21 protein-coding genes, 1 tRNA gene and 1 pseudogene are annotated in these 24,626 nt (G+C 69.7%); 13 read left to right on the forward strand and 10 right to left on the reverse strand.

Features of this window, described 5'->3' with window-relative positions; genetic code table 11:
• Positions 1-117 precede the first annotated feature (117 nt).
• Positions 118-321, forward strand: coding sequence for a helix-turn-helix domain-containing protein (locus tag Tther_RS07190; protein WP_143902368.1), 204 nt, complete (start codon positions 118-120; stop codon positions 319-321).
• A gap of 663 nt (positions 322-984) precedes the next feature.
• On the opposite strand, the gene Tther_RS07195 is transcribed toward Tther_RS07190, so the two are convergent.
• Positions 985-2,400: a site-specific integrase gene (locus Tther_RS07195; protein ID WP_185975031.1), complete on the reverse strand. Its 1,416-nt coding sequence runs from the start codon at positions 2,398-2,400 to the stop codon at positions 985-987.
• A gap of 834 nt (positions 2,401-3,234) precedes the next feature.
• Here Tther_RS07195 and Tther_RS07200 point away from each other — a divergent pair.
• Positions 3,235-4,821 carry a DNA recombination protein RmuC gene (locus Tther_RS07200; protein ID WP_143902372.1) on the forward strand — a complete coding sequence of 529 codons (1,587 nt, stop codon included), beginning with the start codon at positions 3,235-3,237 and terminating at the stop codon, positions 4,819-4,821.
• Positions 4,822-4,887: 66 nt separating this feature from the next.
• Here Tther_RS07200 and hrcA read toward each other — a convergent pair whose 3' ends face one another.
• Complete coding sequence (hrcA, locus tag Tther_RS07205) at positions 4,888-5,910, reverse strand: heat-inducible transcriptional repressor HrcA (RefSeq protein WP_143902374.1); 1,023 nt, start codon at positions 5,908-5,910, stop codon at positions 4,888-4,890.
• Positions 5,911-5,946: 36 nt separating this feature from the next.
• Between hrcA and Tther_RS07210 the strand changes: the two genes are divergently transcribed.
• The 3 genes and pseudogenes from Tther_RS07210 to rapZ form a co-directional block, all read left to right on the forward strand.
• On the forward strand, positions 5,947-6,879 hold the full coding sequence (locus tag Tther_RS07210; RefSeq protein ID WP_143902376.1) for an NAD kinase: 933 nt from the start codon (positions 5,947-5,949) through the stop codon (positions 6,877-6,879).
• Between the two features lie 22 nt (positions 6,880-6,901).
• Positions 6,902-8,548 carry a DNA repair protein RecN gene (gene recN / locus Tther_RS07215; protein WP_143902377.1) on the forward strand — a complete coding sequence of 549 codons (1,647 nt, stop codon included), beginning with the start codon at positions 6,902-6,904 and terminating at the stop codon, positions 8,546-8,548.
• Positions 8,545-9,432 (forward strand): annotated as a pseudogene (gene rapZ / locus Tther_RS07220) (RNase adapter RapZ); the annotation flags it as partial. The gene recN and the pseudogene rapZ, both read left to right, overlap by 4 nt.
• Here the strand turns inward: rapZ and mutY are convergent.
• From mutY to mutM, 3 genes are read right to left on the reverse strand one after another with little or no spacing between them, the layout of a single operon-like run.
• Positions 9,417-10,547 (reverse strand): A/G-specific adenine glycosylase, encoded by a 1,131-nt coding sequence (mutY, locus tag Tther_RS07225; protein ID WP_143902381.1) that lies wholly within the window; start codon positions 10,545-10,547, stop codon positions 9,417-9,419. The pseudogene rapZ and the gene mutY overlap by 16 nt on opposite strands.
• Positions 10,544-12,499, reverse strand: coding sequence for a dynamin family protein (locus tag Tther_RS07230; protein ID WP_143902383.1), 1,956 nt, complete (start codon positions 12,497-12,499; stop codon positions 10,544-10,546). The genes mutY and Tther_RS07230 overlap by 4 nt, the downstream gene beginning before the upstream one ends.
• A gap of 12 nt (positions 12,500-12,511) precedes the next feature.
• Positions 12,512-13,324 carry a bifunctional DNA-formamidopyrimidine glycosylase/DNA-(apurinic or apyrimidinic site) lyase gene (gene mutM / locus Tther_RS07235; RefSeq protein ID WP_143902385.1) on the reverse strand — a complete coding sequence of 271 codons (813 nt, stop codon included), beginning with the start codon at positions 13,322-13,324 and terminating at the stop codon, positions 12,512-12,514.
• A 77-nt stretch (positions 13,325-13,401) separates the two neighbouring features.
• On the opposite strand from mutM, the gene Tther_RS07240 reads away from it, so the two are divergent.
• From Tther_RS07240 to pth, 7 genes are all read left to right on the forward strand, one after another.
• Entirely contained in the window at positions 13,402-14,832 is a 1,431-nt protein-coding gene (locus tag Tther_RS07240) for a tetratricopeptide repeat protein (RefSeq protein WP_143902387.1), read from the forward strand.
• Positions 14,829-15,347 carry a lipoprotein insertase outer membrane protein LolB gene (locus Tther_RS07245; RefSeq protein WP_143902389.1) on the forward strand — a complete coding sequence of 173 codons (519 nt, stop codon included), beginning with the start codon at positions 14,829-14,831 and terminating at the stop codon, positions 15,345-15,347. The genes Tther_RS07240 and Tther_RS07245 overlap by 4 nt, the downstream gene beginning before the upstream one ends.
• 4 nt (positions 15,348-15,351) lie before the next feature.
• Entirely contained in the window at positions 15,352-16,245 is an 894-nt protein-coding gene (ispE, locus tag Tther_RS07250; protein WP_143902391.1) for a 4-(cytidine 5'-diphospho)-2-C-methyl-D-erythritol kinase, read from the forward strand.
• A gap of 65 nt (positions 16,246-16,310) precedes the next feature.
• Positions 16,311-16,387, forward strand: a tRNA-Gln gene (locus Tther_RS07255).
• Between the two features lie 28 nt (positions 16,388-16,415).
• Positions 16,416-17,402, forward strand: a complete 987-nt coding sequence (locus Tther_RS07260; RefSeq protein ID WP_143902393.1) for a ribose-phosphate pyrophosphokinase — start codon at positions 16,416-16,418, stop codon at positions 17,400-17,402.
• Positions 17,403-17,534: 132 nt separating this feature from the next.
• Entirely contained in the window at positions 17,535-18,161 is a 627-nt protein-coding gene (locus Tther_RS07265) for a 50S ribosomal protein L25/general stress protein Ctc (RefSeq protein WP_143902395.1), read from the forward strand.
• A 74-nt stretch (positions 18,162-18,235) separates the two neighbouring features.
• The gene (gene pth / locus Tther_RS07270; RefSeq protein WP_143902397.1) at positions 18,236-18,868 is read left to right on the forward strand and encodes an aminoacyl-tRNA hydrolase; all 633 of its coding nucleotides are present in this window, start codon (positions 18,236-18,238) and stop codon (positions 18,866-18,868) included.
• 66 nt (positions 18,869-18,934) lie between these two features.
• Here pth and Tther_RS07275 read toward each other — a convergent pair whose 3' ends face one another.
• The 5 genes from Tther_RS07275 to Tther_RS07295 are packed head-to-tail and all read right to left on the reverse strand — an operon-like array spanning position 18,935 to position 23,148.
• Positions 18,935-19,249, reverse strand: coding sequence for a YfhL family 4Fe-4S dicluster ferredoxin (locus tag Tther_RS07275; RefSeq protein WP_143902399.1), 315 nt, complete (start codon positions 19,247-19,249; stop codon positions 18,935-18,937).
• Positions 19,250-19,281: 32 nt separating this feature from the next.
• Positions 19,282-19,791 (reverse strand): pantetheine-phosphate adenylyltransferase, encoded by a 510-nt coding sequence (coaD, locus tag Tther_RS07280; RefSeq protein WP_143902401.1) that lies wholly within the window; start codon positions 19,789-19,791, stop codon positions 19,282-19,284.
• Positions 19,788-20,501 carry a 16S rRNA (guanine(966)-N(2))-methyltransferase RsmD gene (gene rsmD, locus Tther_RS07285; protein WP_143902403.1) on the reverse strand — a complete coding sequence of 238 codons (714 nt, stop codon included), beginning with the start codon at positions 20,499-20,501 and terminating at the stop codon, positions 19,788-19,790. The genes coaD and rsmD overlap by 4 nt, the downstream gene beginning before the upstream one ends.
• Positions 20,393-21,733, reverse strand: a complete 1,341-nt coding sequence (locus Tther_RS07290) for a M16 family metallopeptidase (protein ID WP_246098947.1) — start codon at positions 21,731-21,733, stop codon at positions 20,393-20,395. Before Tther_RS07290 ends, rsmD begins: the two co-directional genes overlap by 109 nt.
• Positions 21,730-23,148, reverse strand: a complete 1,419-nt coding sequence (locus tag Tther_RS07295; RefSeq protein ID WP_143902405.1) for a M16 family metallopeptidase — start codon at positions 23,146-23,148, stop codon at positions 21,730-21,732. The genes Tther_RS07290 and Tther_RS07295 overlap by 4 nt, the downstream gene beginning before the upstream one ends.
• A 113-nt stretch (positions 23,149-23,261) precedes the next feature.
• Here Tther_RS07295 and ftsY point away from each other — a divergent pair, with 113 nt between their 5' ends.
• The gene (gene ftsY, locus Tther_RS07300; protein WP_143902407.1) at positions 23,262-24,467 is read left to right on the forward strand and encodes a signal recognition particle-docking protein FtsY; all 1,206 of its coding nucleotides are present in this window, start codon (positions 23,262-23,264) and stop codon (positions 24,465-24,467) included.
• The last annotated feature ends 159 nt before the right edge of the window (positions 24,468-24,626 follow it).

Below are 24,626 nucleotides of genomic sequence, written 5' to 3' on the forward strand. Positions count from 1 at the left end.
GGTTTCCGCAATGCTCGCCGAACTCGACGACGAGTGGCTGACCGGCAAGGTCTATCTCAACTTCAACCTGTAACCCGGTTGTCATGACCACCCAACCGGAAATTTACAGAAAAGAGGTTGCACAATCAGCTGTCCCAACATCTGCAGGTGAGCGAGCGCACCTTGGAGAAGCTCGTGGCAGCCGGAAAATTTCCGCCGCCGCTGCGCATTGGCAAGCGCGTGGTCTGGGCGAGCGACGTCGTGGAGAAGTGGCTAGGGTGCGCCTTGACCAAGCAACGGGAGTGGGTGCCAGCCTCCAGCCGCCGCCGCAACGTCATCTGAGTGCGGCCCCCTCCCGCGGCCATGGCGACTGCTCCCGCCGCCATGGCTGAATCCCCTGCTCAAACATGAAGGTGAACACGGCCTGCAAGGAGGACGCCCCCTGAACCGGCACCCAGTACTGGAGACGCCCGTTTGGACGCGGTCCCGCATCTGATTGAGCCTCTGTACCGCATCGTGGGACGGCTGGCGGCCATGCCCCCGGGCAGGGGCCGCCACCCCATCCCGAATGGCTATGGGGTGGCAGCGTCGGTGACAGTCGGCAAGGCGAACGCATAACCTGCTCATCACAGGCGTGCCCCGGCCCTTTGCTCCCGCTTCAGCAGCATTGGGTCGGGCACCATGAGTACGTCGACAACGCTCCAACCGTCCCTGTAGAGGTGCTCATCCCTGGGCCGTCAATCTTCAGAAGAACGGCCAGCAGTCGGTCGGTCTTCATCAGCTGCGCCGGCTGATGCGGGACGTTGTGAAACTTAATGAGCGTCTGGAGCCCATACCCGTACTGCTAGAGACAGGTGACCATGCCGCTGGCCTCGGGCATGCACAACCCACTGCCGCGCGAGCGGACATCCGACATCCGCCTTGGCCCTCAATCGTGTGAAAAAGGAAAGGGGGCAGGCCCCTGCCCTGGGCCTGCCCCCTCACGGCGAAGCACCGTACCTGGACTCAGACGCGCTTGCGGCTGGGGGAAGCACCGAACGCCACGTGCACGACATTGCTGTCGGGCGTTGGGGTGACAAGCCCCCTTTGCGCCGCACGCTCTTGAGCTTGACCCGCCTCGGCCTGTGCAGCCGCGTCCGACGGCGCAGCAGTGCTGTGGCTCGAGCCGACGCCACGCGCGTTCAGGCGCCGCACGCGCCGCTGCCCGACGTCCATCTGCAGCGGTGTGCTCGGCAGCAGGGCCATGACGTTCTTGTCCAGTGGCCTGACCTCATCAAGCGCTTTGAGCGCATCGTCTTTGACCAGATTGACGTAGTGCTTGGCCATGAAAGAGGTCCTGTGCCCCAGCACCTGCTGTATAACATGCTGATTCACCTTGTTGCGTGCCAACAGCGTCGGGAGTACGTGCCGCAAATCGCGGAACTGCAGCTGCGGCAGTCCGGCTTTGTCTCGAACGCGCTTCCACGCTTGGTGCAGTGCCGACTCGGAGACGGGCAGTACGCGGTCGCTGCCACTGGCGCCGGAAGTCCTCTTGAGAAGGCTCAGGGTCTCAACGGCGGTTTGGCTCAGCGGAATCGCGGCCTCCCCGCCTTTGGTGTCCCCGTAGAACACCCGGGTCTCCAGGTCAATTTGGTCCCAGGTCAACTGCCGCATCGTGCTTTTGCGCAATGCGGTCTCCAGGGCCAGCACCACGGCGGCGGCGAGATACGGGTTGTCGGCTTGCTGCGCGAGCTCGACGATACGCAGATACTCGCTCTCTTTGATTTGCACAAAGCGCAGGCCACCCGGCTGGACGACGACGTTATCGGTCGGGTTCTTCAGGTCGGACCAGCTCCATTTGGTGCGCGCGACGTTGAACAAGTGACTCAAGAGCGCGAGCTCCAGGCGAATCGAGGCATTGCCCAGTTTTTCCATGGCCATCACTGAGACGAAGTGGTCGATGTCGCTGGGCTGTATATCGCTGCACGGCTTGTTGGCCAACGCCTCGATACAGGCGAGCGTTCGGGGTCGCTGCGCGTTGAGCGCCCTGACCCGGCGCTGGAAAGGGTGGTCAGCGCTGGACTCGTCGGCGCTCACCAAGTGGGTATGACCCATGTCGTCCGTGCGCAAGGCCAATGGGGCCAGCCCGGCTGCCCTGAGGTAGCGGTTGATGCGGCCGAGCTCGCGCCCGGCGCCCTTTTTGCGCACGGTGATGGTTTGGGCGTAAAACGCCAAAGCCGCTGCCAGTGTGGTCCTGCGCGGACCGTCCAGCGCTGCGACCCTGCCAGAGTCGCGCTCCCTGAGCTTGTCGCCAATCCAGTCATCGGCCTCGCGGAACGTGTCAAATGTGGCGCTCAAGCGCTTGCCGTCGGCCATGGTGACTTGAGCGAGCCAGGTTTTGTCGCGCTTGCGCGGACGGGGGCGTTTGTGAGTGCGGGCCATCTCAGCAGCCCTCCCGCAGGTCAGAAGAAAAGACAGAGACCAGGCAGGTCTTGGTAACTGTCGAAAACACGAAACAACTCCTTGAAAAAAAGTGAAGGAGCTGCGTGTAGTGACCCCCGGCACGGGGATTTTTAAGGCACCCCAGGTCATCGGTCCCGACGGCGGGCGGCGAATTTAGAGTCGGGGAATTTCGGGCATCAAAATGCCCGACAGGCCAGTCGCTAGGGCGCGATGGCAAGGAAAAGATAGCCCACATGACACCTCTCCAAGACCAGGAGAGTGGCCGGATTCGCGGCGTACGGGGCCCGGCAGGTCTCGCTAAGCGCTGAGCGCACGCACAAACCGCTGGGGGGCGTGCGCGAGGCGCTGTTGCGCGGCTGTCTCCCGCTGGGCGCTCGGTACCCGAAACCCAGCGACTGGCCTCAGTGGCCCGGTCTCTGGGCGAGCGAGGCCCCTGGGCCCACCGGGAGGGGGGAGTCCTGCGGGGGTCATCGAGGCGAGCTGCGCAACAAGCTGCGCAACATTAACGCCTCCAAGGCACTGCACACCGCATGTCGCCGAAAAATCTCCAATCACGACAAGGGCTTGCAATGGCTGGTTTCGGAAAATCAAGTCCCACGATGATGGGATTATGAGTCCCCTGCTCTGACCAACTGAGCTAACGGCCCTCCCAAGCCCGCGATTCTAGCCAAGCCCCCGGTCTTGGCGATCGGCAGGGGGCGGATGGCTCACCCGGGCGGCACCAAATGGTCTACGCTTATGGCTTGACCGCCCGTGCAGCATGCCCCCACCGGGTGCCTGGCGGGTGTCCCGTATCACACCCCCATCCCCTTCATGACGCCAGACACTTTGCTCGTTGCCGCCCTTGGTCTGGGCCTGCTCAACGCCGTTTTGCTGTTGATCCTGCTGCTGCGCAAACCGCGCCTCGAGACGCCACCCGACCTGGACGCGCGGCTGGGCCTGGTCGAGCAACAACTGCACAGCCTGACGCAGACCAGCATCCGCACCGACACGGGCGTGGAGCGGCTGGACACGCAGCTGCGCGACTTTGTCCACGCCACGCACCAGGTGCTGGGCGATATGCGCCAAACCTTGGACGACGGGTTGAACAAGGCCATGGCGGATGCGCGCGCTGGGCGCGTCGAGCTGAGTACGGCGTTTGGTGCACTGCAGGGGCGGCTGGAACAACGCATCGGGGCGTTCGACGCGTCGATGACCCAGCGCTTCGACTCGCTGCAACAGGCGCTGCTGGGGCGGCTGGCCGAAGCCACCCAGGCCCAAACCGCTCAACAGGCCTCGCTGTCCGCCGCGCTCAAGGGCCAGCTCGAGACGCTGGGCCAACTGCTGCACGGCCAATTTACCGCGCTGCAGGCCTCCGTTGCCCAGCAGCTGCGCAGCATGGCCGAGGGGACGCAGCACAACGCCGAGCAACTGCGCCAAGCGCTCAACGAGCGCCTGGCCGCGATCCAGGCCGACAACACGGCCAAGCTGGAGGAGATGCGCCGCACCGTCGACGAAAAGCTGCACGCGACGCTGGAGCAGCGCCTGGGCGAGTCGTTCCGGCTGGTCAGCGAGCGGCTGGAACAGGTGCACGCCGGCCTGGGCGAGATGAAGACCCTCGCCGGCAGCGTGGGCGACCTCAAACGCGTCATGACCAATGTGCGCACGCGCGGCACCTGGGGCGAGGTGCAGCTTGGCGCCATCATCGAAAACCTGTTGACCGCCGAGCAGTACGACCGCAACGTGCGCACGGTGGAAGGCAGCGCGGACCTGGTGGAGTACGCCATCAAAATGCCCGGTCGGCACGACCACGACACGGTGTGGCTGCCGATCGACTCCAAATACCCGGTGGAGGACTACCAGCGTCTGCTCGATGCGCACGACAGCGGCGACAAGGAGCTGGTGCAAAAAGCCACGGCGGCGTTTGCCAGCGCGCTCAAAAACGAGGCGCGCAAGATCCGCGAAAAATACGTCAGCCCCCCGCGCACGACCGACTTTGCCATTCTGTTCGTGCCCACGGAGGGCTTGTTTGCCGAGGTCTGCCGCATCCCCGGCATGGTCGAGACGCTGCAAAACGACTTTCGCGTCGTGGTGGCCGGGCCCACCACGCTGGCGGCCATGCTCAACAGCCTGCGCCTGGGGTTTCGCACCCTCGCCATCGAAAAACGCTCGTCCGAGGTCTGGCAGCTGCTGGCCAGCGTCAAGACGGAGTTTCGCAAGTTTGGCGACACCATCGAAGCCACGCGCCGCTCGATCGACAGTGCGGCCAAAAAATTCAGCGACATCGGCGTGCGCACGCGTGCGATCGAGCGCAGGCTGCGCGGTGTGGAAGCGCTGCCGGACCCGAGCGCATCACCCTCCGGCGCTGCCGACTGGCTGAGCGTCGAAGACGACGCGGCCGACGAGCCCCCCACGCCCTGAAGGCACCGCGCCCCCAGCGCGCCGCGCCTGCACGCCTGTTGCAGCGGCCGCTTGGGCGCGGGACCATCACTCGCCGCGTGTCTGGCTCAGCGCATTGCCCACCAGCTTGGCCGTGATGTCCACGATTTGGATCATGCGGTCGTAGGGCATGCGCTGCGGGCCGATCACCCCCAGCGTGCCCACGACCTCGCCATCGACCTCGTACGGCGCGCTGACCACCGACAGTTCCTCGTAGGGCACCACCTGGCTTTCGCCGCCGATGAAGATGCGCACCCCGTCGGCCTGGCTGGAAATGTCGAGCAGCCGCATGACCTGGGTTTTTTGCTCGAACAGGTCGAACAGCTTGCGCAAATTGCCCATGTCGCGCGCAAAGTCGTCCACTTCGAGCAGGTTGCGCTCGCCGGCGATGACGACATCGTCCCCCTCGGCCGCCGCGCGGCTTTCCTCCACGGCCTTGATCATCAGGCCGGCAATCTCGCCGCGCAGCGCATCGACCTCGTGGCGCAGGCGCTCGCGCACCGCGTCCAGCGTCAGGCCGGCGTAGTGCGCGTTGAGGTAGTTGGCCGCCGTCTGCAGCTGATCCTGGGTCAATTCGGTGCTGGGGTGCAGGATGCGGTTTTGCACTTCGCCATCGGGCGACACCAGGATGACCAGCACGCGCCGCTCGGACAGGCGCAAAAACTCGATGTGCCGAAACACCACCGGCCGGCGCGGCACCCGCACCACCCCAACGAAGTGCGACAGCTGCGACAACAACTGCGCCGCCTGGTTGAGCACCTGGCGCGGCTGGTCCGCCGCCAGCGCGGGCGTCGACAGCGCGTCGATCGCCGGCAGCTCGGCACGGCGCACCGTCAGCATGGTGTCCACGAAGTAGCGATACCCCCGCGGCGTGGGCACGCGACCGGCCGAGGTGTGCGGGCTGGCCACCAGGCCCAGCTCCTCCAGATCGCTCATCACGTTGCGGATGGTCGCCGGCGACAGGTCCAACCCCGCCGCCTTGGACAGCGTGCGCGATCCCACCGGCTGGCCATCGGCTATGTAGCGCTCGACCAACGCCTTGAGCAGCAGCTTGGAACGCTCGTCTAACATCGTCGTACCGTCAGAATCCCATGTTGTAATTTGAGCATGAATTCCCACGCCGCGCCCACCCCACCCGCTGCGCTGCCCGCCGAGCCCGATGCCGCGCTGCGCTTTCGCCGCGTGGGGCTGGTGGGCAAACACCACGCCGGCGGCAGCCGCGACGCCCTGGAGCGCGTGGTGCACTTTCTGCATGAGCAGGGGTGCGAGGTGTTCCTGGAGCGCGACACCGCGCACCACATCGGCGCCATGGGCGACGGCACACTGGACGTCGCCGGCATGGGCGTGCACTGCGACCTGGCGCTGGTGGTGGGCGGCGACGGCACCATGCTCGGCGTGGGCCGCCAACTGGGGCCGTGTGGGGTGCCGCTGATCGGCATCAACCAGGGGCGTCTGGGGTTCATCACCGACATCCCCTTCGAGGGCTTTGCCGCCATCCTGGCCCCCATGCTGCGTGGCGCCTACGAGGAAGAGCGCCGCAACCTCATGGAAGCCGGCGTGTGGCGCGATGGCGACTGCGTGTTTCGCACCGTTGCCATGAACGACGTGGTGGTCAACCGCGGCGGTGCGCCGAGCATGGTGGAGCTGCGCGTCGAGGTGGATGGCCACTTCGTCGCCAACCAACGCGCCGACGGGCTCATCATCGCGTCGCCCACGGGGTCCACCGCCTACGCGCTGTCGGCCGGTGGCCCGCTGCTGCACCCGGCGATTGCCGGCTGGGTGATGGTGCCGATTGCGCCGCACACCCTGTCCAACCGGCCGATCGTGCTGCCCAGCGACGGCGAGATCGCGATCGAAGTCGTCGCCGGGCGCGAGCCGAGCGCGCATTTCGACATGCAAACCTTCACCAGCCTGCTGCCGCGCGACCGCATCGCAGTGCGCCGCTCCGCGCACACGCTGCGGCTGCTGCACCCGGTGGGCTGGAGCTACTTCGACACCCTGCGGCGCAAGTTGCACTGGAACGAAGGCGTCGTGGCATGACCTTGGCACGGGAGAGCGAAGCATGAGCTGGCTGCGGCTGGCGGTACGCGATTTCGTCATCGTCCGCGCGTTGGACCTCGAGCTGGGCCCAGGCTTTACCGCCCTGACCGGCGAAACCGGGGCTGGCAAATCAATCCTGATCGACGCGCTGCAACTGCTGCTCGGCGGCCGTGCCGAGGCGCACGTGGTGCGTGAAGGCGCGCCCCGCGCCGAGGTGGCCGGTGAATTCGATGCGCCCACCGCCGCAACCGAGTGGTTGGCCGACAACGGCTTTGATGCCAACCCGGGCGAACCGGTCTTGTTGCGCCGCACGGTCGATGCCCAAGGCCGCAGCCGCGGCTGGATCAATGGCAGCCCCGCCACGGCCGCCCAACTGCGCGCCCTGGGTGAATGGCTGGTGGACATCCACGGCCAGCACGCCTGGCAAAGCCTGACACGACCGGACGCGGTGCGCGCGCTGCTGGACCGCTATGCCCACATCGACACCGCCGCCCTGCACGCCGCCTGGACGGCGTGGCGGGCGGCTGTCGCGGCGCTGGAGGCCGCCGAAGCCGGCCAAACCCAGCGTGAGGAGGAGCGCGAGCGGCTGCAGTGGCTGGTGGACGAAGTGGCCCGCCTGGCCCCCGGTGCCGACGAGTGGGAAGCACTCAACCGCCAGCACGCGCGGCTGGCGCACGCCCAAACGCTCATCGATGCCGCGCACAGCGCCCTGGCCGCGCTCGATGGTGACGAGATCAACGCCAGGCGGCTCATCGGCCAGGCCTTGCACGTCTTGCGCGACCAACAGCACATCGACCCGGCCTATGGCGCGGTGGCCGACGTGTTGCAGCAGGCCCTGGATCAGATTGGCGACGCCTGCCGTGACCTGCAGCACCGGGCGCAGCACACCGAACTCGACCCGGACAGCCTGGCCGCGCTCGACGAGCGCCTGTCGCGCTGGCTGAGCCTGGCGCGGCGCCACCGCTGCCCCCCGGAGGCGCTGCCGCAGCGCTGGCAGGAGTGGCAAGCGCGCCTGCGCGCGCTGGAGGAGGCGGCCGACATCGAGGGCCTGCGCCGGCAGGTGCAGCGCACGCAGCAGGCGTACCTGGCCGAGGCGCAAGCCGTCTCGGCGCAGCGCCGGCCGGCCGCCGAGCGGTTGGGCGCGGCCATCACCGAGGCCATGCAGGGGCTGGGCATGGCCGGCGGTCGCTTCGAGGTGCGGCTGGAGCCGCTGCCGCAACCCCAGGCCCAGGGACTGGAGCGGGTCGAATTCCTGGTTGCCGGGCACGCGGGGGTGACACCTCGGCCCGTGGGCAAAGTGGCCTCGGGCGGCGAACTCTCGCGCATTGCGCTGGCGATTGCCGTCGTCACCAGCGCCCTGGGCGAAGCGCCCACGCTGATCTTCGACGAGATCGACAGTGGCATCGGCGGCACGGTGGCGCACACCGTGGGCCAGCTGATGCGGCGCCTGGGGGCGGACCGGCAGGTGCTGGCGGTGACCCACCTGCCCCAGGTGGCCGCCTGTGCCCACCACCACCTGCAAGTCGTCAAGGTGCGCGAGGGCCACACCACGGTCAGCCGGGTCACCGCGCTGCACGGCGAGGCGCGGGTGGACGAATTGGCCCGCATGCTGGGCGGCGGCACCACGGAGGCATCGCGCTCGCACGCGCGGGAGCTGCTGCAGCCATGAACACCGCGCCTGACACGGCATCCCCGCCCCCGTCGCTGCAGGTCGTGCTGATCACGGGCATGTCCGGCTCGGGCAAGTCGGTCGCCCTGCACGCGCTCGAAGACTCCGGCTTTTATTGCGTGGACAACCTGCCGCCCGAACTGCTCGAGGCGTTCATCGAGGTCGAACGGCGGCACCAGGCCGACCGCGTGGCGGTGGCGATCGACGTGCGCAGCGCGGCCTCGTTGCCGGGTTTGCCGCAGCGGCTAAGCGCGCTGCGCAACCAGGGCGTCGATCTGACCGTGCTGTTTTTGGACGCCACCGACGCCGTGCTGGTGCGCCGCTACTCCGAGACGCGGCGCATGCACCCACTGTCGGTGCGCCACAGCGCCGATCAGCACCGCGCCTTGCTGGACGCGCTGGTGCTGGAACGCGAGCTGCTGGCCACCTTGCGCGATGGTGCGCTCGTGATCGACACCAGCCAGCTCAAGGCCGCCCAATTGCGCACCGAGGTCAAATCCCTGCTGTTGCGCGGCCCAGCGCCGCTGTCGCTGGTGTTCGAATCCTTCGCATTCAAGCGCGGCATCCCGATGGATGCCGACTTCGTGTTCGACGCGCGCATGCTGCCCAACCCGCACTACGAGCCCGAGCTGCGGCCCCTGACCGGGCTGGATGCGCCGGTGGCGGCTTATCTGGCGGCCGAGCCCGAGGTGGCTGCGCTGCTGGCGCAGATCACCGCTTTTCTCGAGCGCTGGCTGCCGGCCATGGTGCGCGACCACCGCAGCTACGTCACGGTGGCGGTCGGCTGCACGGGTGGCCAGCACCGATCGGTGTACCTGGTGGAGCGGCTTGCCGCCCATTTTGCGCCCCAATGGTCGGTGCAGCGCCGTCACCGCGAGTTGGATGTGCGACTGCCCGATACCAGGGTCTGGAGCCAGGCGCGCACCGGCGCCGGCAGCCCCAGCGACAGCGCCGCGGACGGGGACCACCAGGCCCCCTGATCCGCCACCACGCCCGGGGCGGCGGGTGCCGGCCCCGCAGCGCTGTCCGTGGGCACGCGGCACAGCAACGGCTGCAGGCGCAAATCGCGGTGCGTCAACGTGTGGTCGAAGGCCGGCCACCACTCGGCCGCCAGCGCGGGCTGGGCGCACAGCCAATCTTCCAGCACCTCCACCTGCGCCAGCACCGGCGGCGCCCACAGCCCCGCCCAGATGCCGCGATCGGGCCGGCGCTGCAGCCACCACGCCCCGTCGCTGCGCACATACAGCGGCAAGCACCACGCCTCGCGCCGGCGCGCGCCACGTGGCGAGCGGCGCGGCCAGGCAGTCGGCGCGCCGCTGGCCTGGCCCGCGCACAGCGCCGCCACCGGGCAGACGTCGCAACGCGGGCGCGTGCGCGTGCAGACCGTCGCCCCCAGGTCCATCAAACCCTGGGTGTAGGCGGCCATCTCCGCAGCGGTCGCGTCGTCGGGGATCAGCGCCTGCGCAGTGGTCCACCACGCGCGCTGGGTGGCGGGGTGTGCCGGGTCGCGGTCGTCGGCCAGGACGCGGGCGAGCACGCGCCGCACGTTGCCGTCCAAAATCGAGCATCGCTCGCCAAAACAAAACGCGGCGATCGCCGCCGCCGTCGAGGCGCCGATGCCGGGCAGCGTGGCCAGCGCGGCCGCGCTGGTGGGAAAGCGCCCACCGTGCTGCGCCACCACCGTCTGCGCGCAGGCGTGCAGGTGGCGCGCCCGGCGGTAGTAGCCCAGGCCGCTCCACAGCGCCAACACCTCGTCCAGCGTGGCCGCGGCCAGCGCGTGCACGTCCGGGAACCGGCGCAGGAAGCGCTCGTAGTACCCCAGCACGGTGCGTACCTGCGTCTGCTGCAGCATGACCTCCGACAGCCAGACGCTATAGGGGTCGCGCGTGCCCTGCCAGGGCAGCCCGTGGCGGCCACTGCGGCGCTGCCAGGCAACGACGGACGGGAAAAACCCGGTGCGCAGCGCAGCGCTCACCGTGGGTGGTGCGTCGCCGGTCATGCGCCGCTGCCCGCTGCCGCGCTGGTGGGCGGATCCACCCGCTGCACCCCGGATGGGTCGAGCAGCAGTTCGCGCAAGGCCTGCACATCCTGCGCCGCTGCATCGCGCTGCGCCTGCAGCTCGGCGATGCGCTCCTCCAGGGAGCCCGCAGCGGCCTCGATGCGGTGCACCGCCTCCAGCCGCCGGGCGAAGTGGCGCCGCCGTTCGCGCAACTGGGCGTCGAGCTGCGCCGCGGCCGCCTTGTTCCACGACTCGACCTCGGCCGTGGCGGCATCGAACACCACCTTGAGGCGCCCCAGCACCGCCTTGGCCAGGCGGTCGGCGTATTCGGCCTGCGCCAGCCGCAGCGCATTGGTCAACCCCAAGTATTGCACGTGGCTGCGCTCGATCTCGCGCAGCTCGGCCGCAAACGGCGACAGGTCGAGCGCGCCCGGCAGTTGCAGCGCAAAGCCATACTCGGCGTTGAGGCTGCGAAACGACGCCTGCAGCATCGACTGCACCTCGGCGGCTTTGCGCTGGGCCTGCTCGAGCGTGGCATGCAGCTGGGCAAACGCCTCGCCATACGTGCGGCGGATGCCGAATTTGACCCCCGGCTGGCGCAGCGCCGCCGCCAGCGCGTTCACACCCGCGTGCAGCGACGGGTTGCCCAACAGCTGAAACAGCTCGCGCAGCAGCTTCAGATGCACGCTGCGCAGCGCCTGGATGCGCATACCGCCGGCGTCGAAGTCACGCTGCTCCTGCTCGATGCGTCGGCGCATGTGCGCGATCACGGTGGCATTTTTGCCGCGCAGGCCCTCGAGTTCTTCGATCTGGTCCTGCCATTCGCGCGCGCGCAAGCGCCAACCGCGCTCCACCTCGGCGACCACCCCGGCCAGCGCAGCCTCCACGCGCCCACCCAAGAGGTCGCGCTGGCGCTGCAGCACCGCGTCGCCCAGTGCCCGCTCGAAGTCCAGCAACCGGCTCTCGCCCAGCAGCGCATCGTCACCCCGCACCTTGGCCAGCAGGCCCTTCTGGGCCGACACCGCCAACACCTGCTCGGGCTGCAGGCCCAGCACCTGCGCGGTCGTGGCGCGCTGGCGCGCGAGCTGCGCCTCGATCGCGTCCGGCGTGCTCAGCCCATCCCAGAGCACGTCGATTTTGTTGAGCACGACAAGCCGCGTATCGACGCCCTCGGCCACAGGAGCCAGGTGCTCACGCCACAGCGCCAGATCCGACTTGCTGACCCCGGCATCGGCCGCGAGCACGAACACCACGGCCTGCGCCAGCGGCAGCAGGCCCACGGTCAGCTCCGGCTCCGCCCCGATGGCGTTGAGCCCGGGCGTGTCCAGCACCACCAGCCCCTGCTTGAGCAGCGGGTGCGCCATGTTGATGAGCGCGTGGCGCCAGCGCGGCACCTCCACCAGCCCGTCGGGCCCCGGCAGGGGGTTGTCCTCGGGCGCGTCGTCGTGCCAAAAACCCAGCGCGCGCGCCTGCTCGATCGGCACGCGCTGCACCTCGGCCACCTTCTCGATGGCGCGCGCGAGTTGCTCGGGATCGTTGACGTCCAGGTCGATGCGCTCCCAGCGTTCGGGGGCGCTGCGCCACTCCAGCAGGGACTGCGGCTGCAGCCGCGTCTCGATCGGCAGCAGCCGCAAGCACGGCGGCACGGCCTCGTCGTAGCCCAGCTCGGTGGGGCACATGGTGGTGCGCCCGGCGCTCGCCGGCATGATGCGGCGGCCATAGCCGGCAAAAAACACCGCGTTGATCAGCTCCGACTTGCCGCGCGAAAACTCCGCCACGAAGGCCACCATCACCTTGTCGCTGTCGAGCTGGCGCTGCAACCGCTCGAGCCGCTCGCGCAGCCCGGCGTCGAGCAAATCCCGCGCCGCCAGCGCCTGCGCCAGGGTGTGCAAGCGCTGGGCCTGCGCGCGGCGCCAGGCCCGGTGGGCATCGAAATCGCGGGTGAACGACATGCCTTGGCCCCCTCAACGCGCCTGGCAGCGCGGGCAGTAAAAGGTCGAGCGCTGGCCCTGGCGGATGGCGCGGATCGGTGTGCCGCAGACGCGGCAGGGCTGTCCAGCGCGGCCATAGACCCACATTTCGAGCTGGAAATGACCCGGCTCGCCGTTGACACGAAAGTCACGCAACGTGCTGCCGCCTACGGCCAGCGCGCGCTGCAGCACCTCGCGGATGGCCGCGTGCAGGCGCACCGCCCGCGCGCGGCTCAGGCGCATGGCGGGGGTGGTCGGCCGTATGCCGGCCCGAAACAGCGCCTCGCTGGCGTAAATGTTGCCCACCCCCACCACCACATCCCCAGCCAGCAACACGGCTTTGATGGGGGCGCGTCGGCCGCGCAGCGCAGCGTGAAAGCGCGCGGGATCAAACCCCTCCTCCAGCGGCTCCACGCCCAAGTGGCCCAGCAGCCGGTGCATCAGCGGATCGTCTTCGCCCCGCGCGTACACCACGGCGCCAAAACGGCGCGGGTCGTGCAGCCGCAAGGTGCCGCGGTCGGTGTGCAAATCCACGTGATCGTGCCGCCCGGGCGGTGCGGGTGCCTCGCTCCACATCAGGCTGCCCGACATGCCCAGGTGCCACAGGAGCATGCCGGCGTCCAGCTCCATCAACAGGTACTTGCCGCGCCGGCGCACCGCCCCGATGGTGCGCCCACGCAAGAGCCCAGGCTCCACCCCCAGCGGCCACCGCAGCGGCAGCCCCAGCCGCAGCGACTGGATGCGCGCACCCGAAAGCCGCTCGGCGATGCGCAGCCGGGTCACTTCGACTTCGGGCAATTCGGGCATGGCAGCGTGGCAGTGGCAAACGTGAACAGACGCGCTCGATTATGATCAATCGGGCATCGCCCCAACCGGAACCACCCATGCCGCGCCCGCGCCTCCTGCCCCTGACCCCATGGCTGCTCGCCGGCTGGCTGCTCGCCCCCGCCGCCCCTGCCCAGTCGCTGCCCACGCCGTCGCAGGAGAGCGCCGCGCCCGCCGCCAGCGCATCGGCCCTGGATGCCGAGCTGTTCTACCAGCTGTTGTTGGCCGAACTGCAGCGCCGCCAGGACCCGGGCGCGGCGTACTCCCTGGTGCTGGACGCGGCCAAACGCTTGCGCGAGCCGGCGCTGTTTCGGCACGCCATCGAAATAGCGCTGCAAGGGCGGGCCCCGAACGCTGCGCTGACCGCGGCGCGCGACTGGCAGGCCACCCTACCCAGCGACGAGGATGCGCGTCGCACCGAGCTGCAACTGCTGCTCGCACTGCAACGGGTGCGGGAGACAGGGCCCCTGCTGCGCGAGTGGATCCGCGCCACCCCGCCTGCGCAGCGCGCCGAGCGGATCGCCCTGGTGCCCGCGGTCTATGCCCGCGTGGCCGACAAAGCGGAGGCGGTGGCCGCCGCCCGCACCGCGCTGGAGCCGTTTTTGCAGGGGCCACCGACCGCCGCGGCGGCGTGGGCCGCGCTGGGCCAGGTGCTGCGGCAGGCCGACGACACCGCCGGTGCGCTGCAAGCGGCGCGCGAGGCGCTGCGCGCCGACGCCCGGGCCGCGGGCGGCGCGCTGCTGGCGCTGGCGCTGCTCGAGGACCGGCCGGCCGAAGCCGAGATGCTGGTGCAGCGGCACCTGCAGGCCACGCGCGACGGCAGCGCGGCAGACCCCCGTGTGCGCATCGCCTACGCCCAGGCGCTGGCCGACCGCGGCCAACTGGCCGACGCCCGCGCCGTGCTGCAACTGCCCACGGCCAACGCAGCCGACGACCGCCGCCAGCGCGTCACCGAAGCGCGCCTGCTGCGCGACCACGGCCATGCCCAGGAGGCCTACGACCTGCTCGAGCAGGCCCGCCGCGCCGCCCCCGACGACAGCGATCTGTTGTACGAGCAGGCCATGGCCGCCGACCGCCTCGATCGGCTCGCCGACATGGAGCGGCTGCTGCGCGAACTCATCGCGCGCAAGCCCGACGACCCGCACGCGTACAACGCCCTCGGCTACGCACTGGCCGACCGCGGCCAGCGGCTGCCGGAGGCCAAGGCCCTCATCGAACAAGCGCTGCGGCTTGCGCCAGACGACGCCTACATCATCGACAGCCTGGGCTGGGTGGAGTTTCGGCTGGGCAACACCGCCGAAGCGCGCCGGCTGCTGACCGAGGCCATGCAGCGGCGCCCCGACCCGGAAATCGCCGCCCACCTGGGCGAGGTGCTGTGGGCGCTGGGCGAGGCCGACGAGGCGCGCGCGGTCTGGCGCCGTGGCCTGGAGCTGGACCGCCGCAACCGCACCCTCACCGAAACCCTGCGCCGTTTGGGTGTCGAGCCATGACGCGCCGCGCCGTGCTGCGTGGCAGGCCGCGGCGGCGTGGTGGGCGTGTGGCAGTCGCCGTGGCCGTTGCACTCGGGCTGCTGGCGGGGTGCGCCACGCGCCCGCCCACCCCCACCCCCCCGGTCTGGAGCGGCCGCTTGGCGCTGCGCGTGGACAGCGACCCGCCGCAGCGCTGGTCGGCGCTCTTCGAGCTGGACGGCGCTGCCGAGCGCGGTACGCTGCAACTGGCCAGCCCGTTGGGGCAGACGCTGGCCACCGTGCGCTGGGACGCCAGCGGCGCCTGGCTGGAGCGCCCCGACGCCCCGCCGCAGCGCTACGACAGCGTGGCAGCGCTGACAGCGGCGCTGACCGGCGCTGCCCTGCCGGTGACGGCGCTGTTTGCCTGGCGGTCCGGCAACCCCGAGCCAGTGGCCGGCTGGGAGGTGGACCTGAGCGAGCACGCCCAGGGCCGGCTGCGCGCGCGCCGCACCGCCCCCCCACCGCCCGCCGAGCTGCGACTGCTCTGGCAACCCTGACACCATGCAACGCCTGCTCGACATACCGGCTCCGGCCAAGATCAACCTGTTTTTGCACATCACCGGACGGCGCGCCGACGGCTACCACCTGCTGCAGTCGGTCTTCCGGCTGGTGGACTGGTGCGACACCCTGCACATCGAGGTGCGCGCCGATGGCGCCCTCTCGCGCGAGGACCTGCGCCGCGACGACACCTCCCCCCCACTGCCGCAGGACGACCTGTGCCTGCGCGCGGCGCGCGCACTGCAGCAGGCCAGCGGCTGTCCCCGCGGCGCGCACATCGTGCTCGACAAGCGCATCCCGCAACAGGCCGGGCTGGGGGGCGGCTCCAGCGACGCCGCCAGCACGCTGATCGCCCTCAACCGCTTGTGGGGCCTGAACTGGCCACGCCAGGCCCTCATCGCGCTGGGCGCGCGCCTGGGGGCGGACGTGCCGTTTTTTTTGGGAGGGCGCAACGCCTGGGTCGAGGGCATTGGCGAGCGCTTGACACCGCTGGACCTGCCCGCGGCACGCTACGTGATCGTCAAACCACCGGCCGGCACCGCCACCGCCGCCATCTACCACGCCGATGACCTGGAACGCGCCACGCCACCCGCTATAATGGAGGACTTCGTTGCGGCGATCACGGCCAACCCCGTTGGCTTGTGGGGCCGCAACGACTTGCAACCGGTGGCCGCACGGCTGTGTCCAGACATCGTCGATGCCTTGGATCGGCTGGGGCGACTGGGCCTGCAGCCCCGCATGACGGGCTCGGGCAGCGCGGTCTTCGCGGCCGTGCGCGACGAGGACGACATCGATGCGGTGTGCCGCGCGGCCTGGCCGCCAGGCTGGCAGATGCAAATCTGCGCCGGATTGCAGCAACATCCGCTGGATGGGTGGCAAAAAGACGCTATAATGTGAGTCTTGTTGCTGCACACGCCAGCAACACCGCATACGGTGCATCGCATGCTGCGGTGAGCCGGTGTAGGGGAGTCGCCAAGTTGGTTAAGGCATCGGATTTTGATTCCGACATGCGAGGGTTCGAATCCTTCCTCCCCTGCCAAATCCCTTTCCCGTAAGCCGGTTTCACCATGGAATATTCGACGCCAGTGCACGCACCGGATTTCATGCTTTTCACCGGCAATGCCAATCCGGCACTGGCCGCTGAAATCGCGCGCCATCTTGGCACCAGCCTGGGCGCCGCCCACGTGGGGCGCTTCTCCGACGGCGAAGTCACCGTCGAAATCGGGCAAAACGTGCGTGCGCGCGACGTCTTCATCATCCAGCCGACCTGCCCGCCGACCAACGAGAACCTGATGGAGCTCGTCATCATGGTCGATGCGCTCAAACGCGCGTCGGCGGCGCGCATCTCGGCGGTGATCCCGTATTTCGGCTATGCGCGCCAAGACCGGCGCCCGCGCTCGAGCCGCGTGCCCATCAGCGCCAAGGTCGTGGCCAACATGCTGCAGGTCGTCGGCGTGGACCGGGTGCTGACCATGGATTTGCACGCCGACCAGATCCAGGGCTTTTTCGACATCCCGGTGGACAACATCTACGCGTCCCCGGTGCTGCTGGGCGATCTGCGGCAAAAGAACTACCCCAACCTGCTCGTCGTCTCGCCGGACGTCGGCGGCGTGGTGCGCGCGCGCGCGCTGGCCAAGCAGCTCGACTGCGACATGGCCATCATCGACAAGCGCCGTCCCAAGCCCAACGTCTCCGAAGTCATGCACGTCATCGGTGACATCGATGGCCGCCACTGCGTCATCATGGACGACATGGTGGACACCGCTGGCACGCTGGTCAAGGCCGCCGAGGTGCTCAAGGCACGCGGAGCCGCCAAGGTATTTGCCTACGTTACCCACCCCATCCTGTCGGGGCCGGCGGTGGAGCGCGTGGCCAAAGGTGACGCGCTGGACGAGTTGGTGGTCACCAACACCATTCCCTTGAGCGAAGCGGCGCGCGCCTGCGGCAAGATCCGCCAGCTCAGCGTGGCCCCGCTGATCGCCGAAACCGTCGCGCGCATCGCCAGTGGCGAGTCGGTGATGAGCCTGTTTGCCGAATCGGAGATCCAGGCCTGAGGGCGCGGCCGCGCCTGCGGGACTGGATGGCCGTGCCGCCCCTGGGGCGGCTGTGTTGGCCGCCCGTCGGGGCGGCGTTTTCGTAGCAATGGGACGCGCTGGTCGCGGCCGTCCCCACAGTGGAGTGTCGAGATGAAATTTACCGCTTTCGAGCGTCAAACGCAGGGCACGGGTGCGAGCCGCCGCCTGCGCAAAGCCGGCAAGGTGCCGGGCGTGGTGTACGGGGGCAATGCGGCCCCGCAAAACATCGAGCTGGACCACAACGCGCTGTGGCAAGCCGTGCAGAAGGAGGCCTTCCACACCTCCGTGCTGGACATGGAACTCGGCGGCCAGACCACCAAGGTCGTGCTGCGCGATGTCCAGTACCACCCGTTCAAGCCGCAGGTCCTGCACGTGGACTTCCAGCGCGTCGATGAAAACACCCGTCTGCGCAAGAAGGTGCCGCTGCACTTCGTCAACGCCGACAACAGCCCGGCGGTCAAAGCCGACAAGTGCCTGATCAACCACGTCGCCACCGAACTCGAAATCGAGTGCCTGGCCACCCAGCTGCCGGACTTCATCGAAGTCGACCTGGGCAACCTGCACAAGGGCCAGAGCCTGCACGTGAGCGATCTGAAGCTGGCAGCGGGCATCAAGGTCGTCACGCACGGCAAGCCCAACCCCACGATTGCCACCGTGGTCGAACCGGTGGAAGAAGTGGTCGCCGCCCCGCAGGCCGCCGCTGCCGACGACAAGAAGGGCAAGAAGGGCAAGAAGTGATGCCCGCGGGCCGACCATCGGTGCGCCCATGATCCGAGGCGCAGCCGGCCCGTCCCGTGCTGTCACGCCCGAACATGATCAAGCTGCTGGTCGGCCTGGGCAACCCTGGCCCCGAGTACGAAGACACCCGCCACAACGCTGGCTGGTGGTGGCTCGACCGCGTTGCGCAGGACCTGCGCGTGACCCTGCACCCCGAGCGCAGCTGCTTTGGCCTGGTGGCGCGCACCAACGTGCAGGGCCAGCCGCTGTGGTTGCTCAAACCCACCACCTACATGAACCGCTCGGGGCAAGCCGTGGCGGCGCTGGCGCGCTTTTACAAAATCGCGCCGGACGAGGTTCTGGTCGCCCACGACGAACTCGACCTGCCGCCCGGTGACGCCCGCCTCAAACGCGGCGGCGGTCACGCAGGCCACAACGGGCTGCGCGACATCCATGCCCAACTCGGCAGTGCCGACTATTGGCGGCTGCGGCTGGGCATCGGACACCCGGGCGTCAAGGCCGAAGTCGCCAACTGGGTGCTGCGCAAGCCGCCTGCGGACCAGCGCGACGCCATCGAACGCGCCGTCGATCGCGCCGCGCGCGCCCTACCCCTGTTGCTGGCTGGCGACGTCGCCAAGGCCACCGCCGCCATCCACACCAGCCAACCCCCGCGCCCCAAGCCCGCGCGAGCGCCACAGGCGCCCAACGCCGACGGTGCCCCGGCTTGAGGGGCGGCACGCGCCCCAACGGCGCCACCAACGGCCCCCCCCAAAGGCGACGTCAGGCCGACCGTCTCACGGCGAGGGCGTCCCGGCAGCGGCGGCAGCGACGTCGGCTGCGGCCACGCCCGCCGCTGGCGTGCGCTGCGCGTGCAAGCGGCGGTACTTCTGCCACAGGGTTTCGCGGTCTTCCACATGCTCCGGGTGCACGGGGATGCAATTCACCGGACACACCTGCACGCACTGGGGTTCGTCGAAATGCCCCACACATTCGGTGCACCGCCGCGGATCGATGACGTAGTGGTCCTCCCCCATCGAGATGGCCTGGTTGGGGCACTCGGGTTCGCACACGTCGCAGTTGATGCACTCGTCGGTGATCATCAGGGCCATGGCCGGGTCCTTTCGGCGGCAACGCGCAGGCCTCAGCGCTGCGGCCGCGCAAAGCGCTGCTGCAGCCGCTGCGCCACACCGGGGCTGACCATCGCCGTCACGTCGCCGCCCAGTTTGGCGATTTCGCGCACCAGCGTACTGGAAATGCATTGCACCGGCGGGCTGGGCAACAAAAACACCGTCTGCACCGTGGGCAAGAGCTTGGCGTTCATGGCCGCCATCTGCGCCTCGTAGTCGAAATCGGTGACATTGCGAATGCCGCGCACCACGGCCACAGCGCCGTGCGTGCGGCAAAAGTCCATGATCAGGCCCTCGAACGGCAGCACGCGCACGCCCGGACAATCGGCCAGCGCCGCCGCCGCCATCGCCAGCCGCTCCTCCAGCGCAAACAGCGTCTGCTTGTGGTGCGCCACCGCCACCGCCACGATCAGCCGGTCGAACAGGCTGGCGGCACGGCGGATGACATCCTCGTGCCCAAGGGTGATGGGGTCGAACGTGCCGCTGTAGACGGCGGTGCGCGGCGCAGATGCTGGGGTCGTCATGGGGCGGCATTATCCGCCCGTTGCAGCAGGTGCGCGTGCACCGCACCGGCGCGCAGGTGGCGGTGCAGCCGCCAGCCCAGCGCCTGCAGGTCAGCGTCGGACCAGGCGCGCGGGGCCTCCAGGTACACCCAGCCGCCTGCGCGCAGCAGCCGCGCCGCCGCACCCAGGGCAGCCGCATAGAGCCGCTCGCCACCGTGGCGCGCATCGTCGAATGGTGGGTCCAGAAACACCCCATCCCACACGCCGGTGGGCAAGGCCGCCAGCGCGTGCAGGGCGTCACCGGCCACGATGCGCACCGTCTGCGCCCCCAGCCGCTGCGCGTTGGCGTGCAGCGCCCGCAACAACGGCGCGGCGCGCTCGATCAACACCACCTCGGCCGCGCCGCGCGAGGCCGCCTCGAACCCCAGCGCACCGCTGCCGGCAAACGCGTCGATGCAGCGGCAACCGCTCAAATCCTGCCCCAGCCAGTTGAACAGGGTCTCGCGCACGCGATCGGGCGTGGGACGCAACCCCGGCACATCCCCCACCGGCAGGCGCGAGCGGCGCCAGCGCCCACCGATGATGCGCACCTCGCCAGCCAGGCGGCCTGACGGGTGCCCCGTCACGGCGCCCCCCCGACCACCACGGTCACCAGACGCTGCGGGTCGATGACCCGCCGCCAGGCGCGCATCAGCGTCTCGCGGTCGATGGCCGCCAGCCGCGTGGTCCAGGTGTCCAGCTCATCCAGCGGCAAGTCGGACCATGCGATCGCCGCCACCTGATCGAGCATCTTGCGGTTGCTGTCCAGCCGCAGCGCAAAGCCGTGGATCAGCGACGCCTTGGCGGCTGCCATTTCGTCCTCGGTTGGCCCCTGCGCGGTGAAGCGCTGCAGCGCATCGCGCACCAAGGCCACGGCCAGGTCGGCCTGGTCGGGCCGGGTTTGCAGCGCTACGGTAAACGCCCCGGCGTGGCGGCCGGCCAAAAAGTAGCTGTACACGCCGTAGGTCAAACCGCGCTGCTCGCGGATTTCCCGCATCAGCCGCGACGCAAAACCGCCGCCCCCCAATATGTGGTTGGCCAGCTGCAGCGCCAGGTAGTCAGGGTCCTGGCGCGTGATGCCGGGGCTGCCGACCAAGATCTGCGCCTGGGCGGCGCCCGCAAACGGCAAACGGATGTCCTGTGCCCGCTCCAGCGGCGCGACCTCGGGCACGGCGGGCAGCGGGGTGCAGCCGTGCGCCGCCCAACCCGCCAGCAGGCGGGCGGCGATGGCATCGGCCTGCTCGCGGCCAATGGCCCCCACCAGGGTGATGCGCGCCCCGCACGCCTGCGCGTGGCGGCGGTAGAACGCCTGCAGCGCCGCGCGGTCGATGGCGGCCCACGTCTCGGGTGTGGCCTCGGCACCGTACGGGTGGCCGCGATACACCGCCTCGGCAAAGCGGCGCTGCGCCAGCGTGTCGGGCTGGGTTTGGGCTTCACGCCAAGCCGCCACCAGACGTTCGCGCTCGCGCGCCCACACCGCGGCGTCGAACGACGGCGCCGCCAGCTGCCGCGCCGCCAGCGCAACGGCACGCTCCAGCAGGTCGGGCCGGGTCAGGGTGCGCAACGTGACGCTGAAGCGATCGAGCGTGGCCGTGGCCGACCACTGCGCGCCCAGGTCAGCCCAGGCCTCGACCAACGCGTTTTCGTCCAAGGCCGGCTGGCCATCGCGCGCTTCGATGCCGCGCCCCAGCATCAACGCCGTGGCGGCGGCCAAGCCGGCCTGTCCCACCGGATCGCGGCGGCTGCCACCATCGGCTTCCAGGCGCACATCGAGCATGGGCAGCGCCTCGTTGCGCACCAGGTAAACGCGCGCCCCGTCCGGGCGCACCCAGTGTTCGATGGGCAGCGCGGCGTGCGCCGCAGCCGCCAGCCAGCACCCCAACGCCACCCAAGCGCGGCACAGCATGGCGCGCGCGCGCCTCATGACCCGGCCTCCGGTCGCAGCACGCCGACGGTCAACCCCTCGTCGCGGAAGTAACGCTGGGCCACGCGCTGCACGTCGGCAGCGCCGATGGTCTGCAAACGCTCCAGAATGCGGCGCTGCGCGTCCAGCGGCCAGCCCAGCACCCAGTGGGTGCCCAGCTCGCGCGCCTGGGCGAAGGTCGAGTCGAGTTTGTACACCTCGTTGGCCATCCACTGGTTTTTGACGCGCTGCAACTCGGCCTCGGTCACGCCGTCGCGCGCAACGCGGGCGATCTCGGCCTTGAGGGCGGCTTCCAGCGCCTCCACGGCAACGCCGGCTTTGGGTGTGGCGCTCAGCAAAAACAGCTCCGGACCCCGCCCCGCCAACCCGTAGGCGGCCGCCACCGCATCGGCCAGGCGCGTGCCCCCCTGGCCTTGCACCAGCGCGCGCTCCAGCCGCGCGGCGCTGTGGCCATCGAGCACGCCCGCCAGCAGCACCAGGGCCAGCGCGTCGCGCGCCTGCTCGTCGTCGGCATCCGGATGGGCCAAACGGGGCACACGCCAGCCCATGAGCATGTGCGGCTGCTGGGTGCGGCCGCGCCACTCGACGCGCCGCGGCCCCCGCTGGGGCGGCTCGGCATCGGGCTGGCGCGGTGGCAGCGCCCGCGCCGGCACGGCGCCAAAGGTGGCCTGCGCCCATGCGCGCACCTGCGGCGGATCGACGTCCCCCACGACGACCAGCGCCGCGTTGCCCGGCACGTACCAGCGGCGGTAGAAGTCGCGCACCGTCTCGGCCTGCAGCGCTTGCAAATGGCCCATCCAGCCGATGATCGGGCGCCGGTACGGGTGTGCGGTCCACGCCACGGCCATGAACTGTTCGTACAGCTGGGCCTGCGGTTCCTCTTCGATGCGTTGGCGCCGTTCCTCCTGCACCACGGCGCGCTCGCGCCGGAACGCCTCGTCGGACCAGGCGTTGTGCGCAAAGCGGTCGGCTTCCAGCCGCATCGCCTCGGGCAGCTGCGCAGCGGGCAACTGCACGAAATACGCGGTCATGTCGCGCGCGGTAAAGGCGTTGTCGCTGCCCCCCAGCGCCGCCATGCGGCGCGAAAACTCGCCCTCCGGGACGCTGGGCGTGCCCTTGAACATCATGTGCTCGAGCACATGGGCCACGCCGGCCTCGGCATCGGTCTCATCCATGGCGCCCACGCGCAGCCACAGCATCTGCACCGCCGTGGGCGCACGGCGGTCGACCTGGACGATGACGGTCAACCCATTGTCGAGCATGAAGGTCTGCGGCTGGACTGGCGCTGCCGCCGGCGGCGGCGCCGCAGACGCCGCGGCGGCCCCACCTGCGGACACGGACGGCGCGGACGCCACGCCCGCAGCGGCGGCGGCGGCCCAGGCGGTCGCCGACACCGCCACCGCGACGCGGGCCATCAGCCCAGCACCCCAGCGGGCCAACGCACAACGTCGCACGGGCAAGCGATCCGCCACAGCGACGGTCGAGAAGTGGTCTTTCATAGAATGGCGACGATTCTAGGCTGCACCGTATGTTCCGTTTTCTCAAGCAAAAGTTCTTTGGCCAGCGCGAGGCGGCCGAAGCGCCGCCGCCCGCGCCCGATGCGTCAGCGGCACCCCTGACCGAATCCCCGGCGGCGGCACCCGCGTCGGCATCAACCGCTAAGCCGCGCCCGCCTGCACCGCCGCAGCCCCCGTCGGCGGCGCCAGCGCCCGCACCGGTGACGCCGGGTGCCGACCCCATGGCGGCGCCCCCTGCTGCGGCGGCACCCCCTGCTGCGGCGGCCCCCGCGGATGCACCCACCGCCCCCGCGGCCACCCGCCAGGGCTGGTTGGGGCGGCTGACCGCCGGGTTGCGCAAGACCGGCAGCAGCCTGACCGCCGTGTTTGCCGGCGCCCGCATCGACGAGGCGCTCTACGAAGAACTGGAAACCGCACTGCTGCTGGCCGACGCCGGCACCCAGGCCACGGCGCGGCTGCTGGAGGACTTGCGCCGGCGCGTCAAAGCCGAGCGCGCCACCCAACCCGAGCAGGTGCGCGCGCTGCTGGCCGCTGTGATCACCGATTGGCTGCGCCCCCTGCAAAAACCGCTGGCGGTGGGCGCGCAGCCCGATGGGCCGACGGTGTGGATGGTGGCCGGGGTCAACGGCGCGGGCAAAACCACCACCATCGGCAAGCTGACCTGGCACCTGGCCCACCATGGGGCCACGGTGTTGCTGGCCGCGGCCGACACCTTTCGCGCGGCCGCGCGCGAGCAACTGGGTGTGTGGGCGCAACGCAACGGCGTGGACATCGTCAGCCAGGAGGGGGGCGACCCGGCCGCGGTGGCCTACGATGCCGTGACGGCGGGCCGCGCGCGCGGCAAGGACGTGGTCATCGTCGACACCGCCGGCCGACTGCCCACCCAGCTGCACCTGATGGAGGAGCTGCGCAAGATCAAGCGCGTGGTGCAAAAGGCCGAGCCGAGCGCCCCGCACGAGGTGCTGCTCGTCATCGACGGCAACACCGGCCAAAACGCGCTGGCGCAGGTCAAGGCGTTCGACGCCGCGCTTGGCCTCACCGGGCTCATCGTCACCAAACTCGATGGCACGGCCAAGGGCGGGGTGCTGGCCGCCATCGCCCAATGGACGCGCGAGCAGCAGCGCGAACTGCCGGTGTATTTCATTGGCGTGGGCGAAAAGCTCGAGGATTTGCAACCCTTCGATGCGCGTGAATTCGCCACCGCGTTGTTGGGCTGACGCACGGGTGGGGTTGACCCGCATGCCGGCGCGCCGCGATGGCAGTAAGCTTGGTGAACGTTTGACCCCTAGAATTTTCACGGATTGCGCATATCAGCAGCTCGTGATACACCAGCACCTGCTTCCGGCAAGCTCGCCGACTCACCTCAGAGGAGATTC

It is taken from the genome of Tepidimonas thermarum (assembly GCF_007556705.1).
In the GTDB taxonomy this organism is placed as follows: Bacteria; Pseudomonadota; Gammaproteobacteria; order Burkholderiales; family Burkholderiaceae_C; genus Tepidimonas; species Tepidimonas thermarum.

Bases quoted from the DNA above. Each gene is read 5' to 3' on its own strand.
- Tther_RS07295 (WP_143902405.1), bottom strand. From the start codon at position 23,148: ATGGCCCGCGTCGCGGTGGCGGTGTCGGCGACCGCCTGGGCCGCCGCC.
- Tther_RS07240 (WP_143902387.1), top strand. From the start codon at position 13,402: ATGCCGCGCCCGCGCCTCCTGCCCCTGACCCCATGGCTGCTCGCCGGC.
- hrcA (WP_143902374.1), bottom strand. From the start codon at position 5,910: ATGTTAGACGAGCGTTCCAAGCTGCTGCTCAAGGCGTTGGTCGAGCGC.
- Tther_RS07275 (WP_143902399.1), bottom strand. From the start codon at position 19,249: ATGGCCCTGATGATCACCGACGAGTGCATCAACTGCGACGTGTGCGAA.
- mutM (WP_143902385.1), bottom strand. From the start codon at position 13,324: ATGCCCGAATTGCCCGAAGTCGAAGTGACCCGGCTGCGCATCGCCGAG.
- Tther_RS07265 (WP_143902395.1), top strand. From the start codon at position 17,535: ATGAAATTTACCGCTTTCGAGCGTCAAACGCAGGGCACGGGTGCGAGC.
- Tther_RS07290 (WP_246098947.1), bottom strand. From the start codon at position 21,733: ATGAGGCGCGCGCGCGCCATGCTGTGCCGCGCTTGGGTGGCGTTGGGG.
- mutY (WP_143902381.1), bottom strand. From the start codon at position 10,547: ATGACCGGCGACGCACCACCCACGGTGAGCGCTGCGCTGCGCACCGGG.
- Tther_RS07245 (WP_143902389.1), top strand. From the start codon at position 14,829: ATGACGCGCCGCGCCGTGCTGCGTGGCAGGCCGCGGCGGCGTGGTGGG.
- Tther_RS07210 (WP_143902376.1), top strand. From the start codon at position 5,947: ATGAATTCCCACGCCGCGCCCACCCCACCCGCTGCGCTGCCCGCCGAG.
- Tther_RS07230 (WP_143902383.1), bottom strand. From the start codon at position 12,499: ATGTCGTTCACCCGCGATTTCGATGCCCACCGGGCCTGGCGCCGCGCG.
- coaD (WP_143902401.1), bottom strand. From the start codon at position 19,791: ATGACGACCCCAGCATCTGCGCCGCGCACCGCCGTCTACAGCGGCACG.
- ftsY (WP_143902407.1), top strand. From the start codon at position 23,262: ATGTTCCGTTTTCTCAAGCAAAAGTTCTTTGGCCAGCGCGAGGCGGCC.
- Tther_RS07195 (WP_185975031.1), bottom strand. From the start codon at position 2,400: ATGGCCCGCACTCACAAACGCCCCCGTCCGCGCAAGCGCGACAAAACC.
- Tther_RS07200 (WP_143902372.1), top strand. From the start codon at position 3,235: ATGACGCCAGACACTTTGCTCGTTGCCGCCCTTGGTCTGGGCCTGCTC.
- pth (WP_143902397.1), top strand. From the start codon at position 18,236: ATGATCAAGCTGCTGGTCGGCCTGGGCAACCCTGGCCCCGAGTACGAA.
- recN (WP_143902377.1), top strand. From the start codon at position 6,902: ATGAGCTGGCTGCGGCTGGCGGTACGCGATTTCGTCATCGTCCGCGCG.
- ispE (WP_143902391.1), top strand. From the start codon at position 15,352: ATGCAACGCCTGCTCGACATACCGGCTCCGGCCAAGATCAACCTGTTT.
- Tther_RS07260 (WP_143902393.1), top strand. From the start codon at position 16,416: ATGGAATATTCGACGCCAGTGCACGCACCGGATTTCATGCTTTTCACC.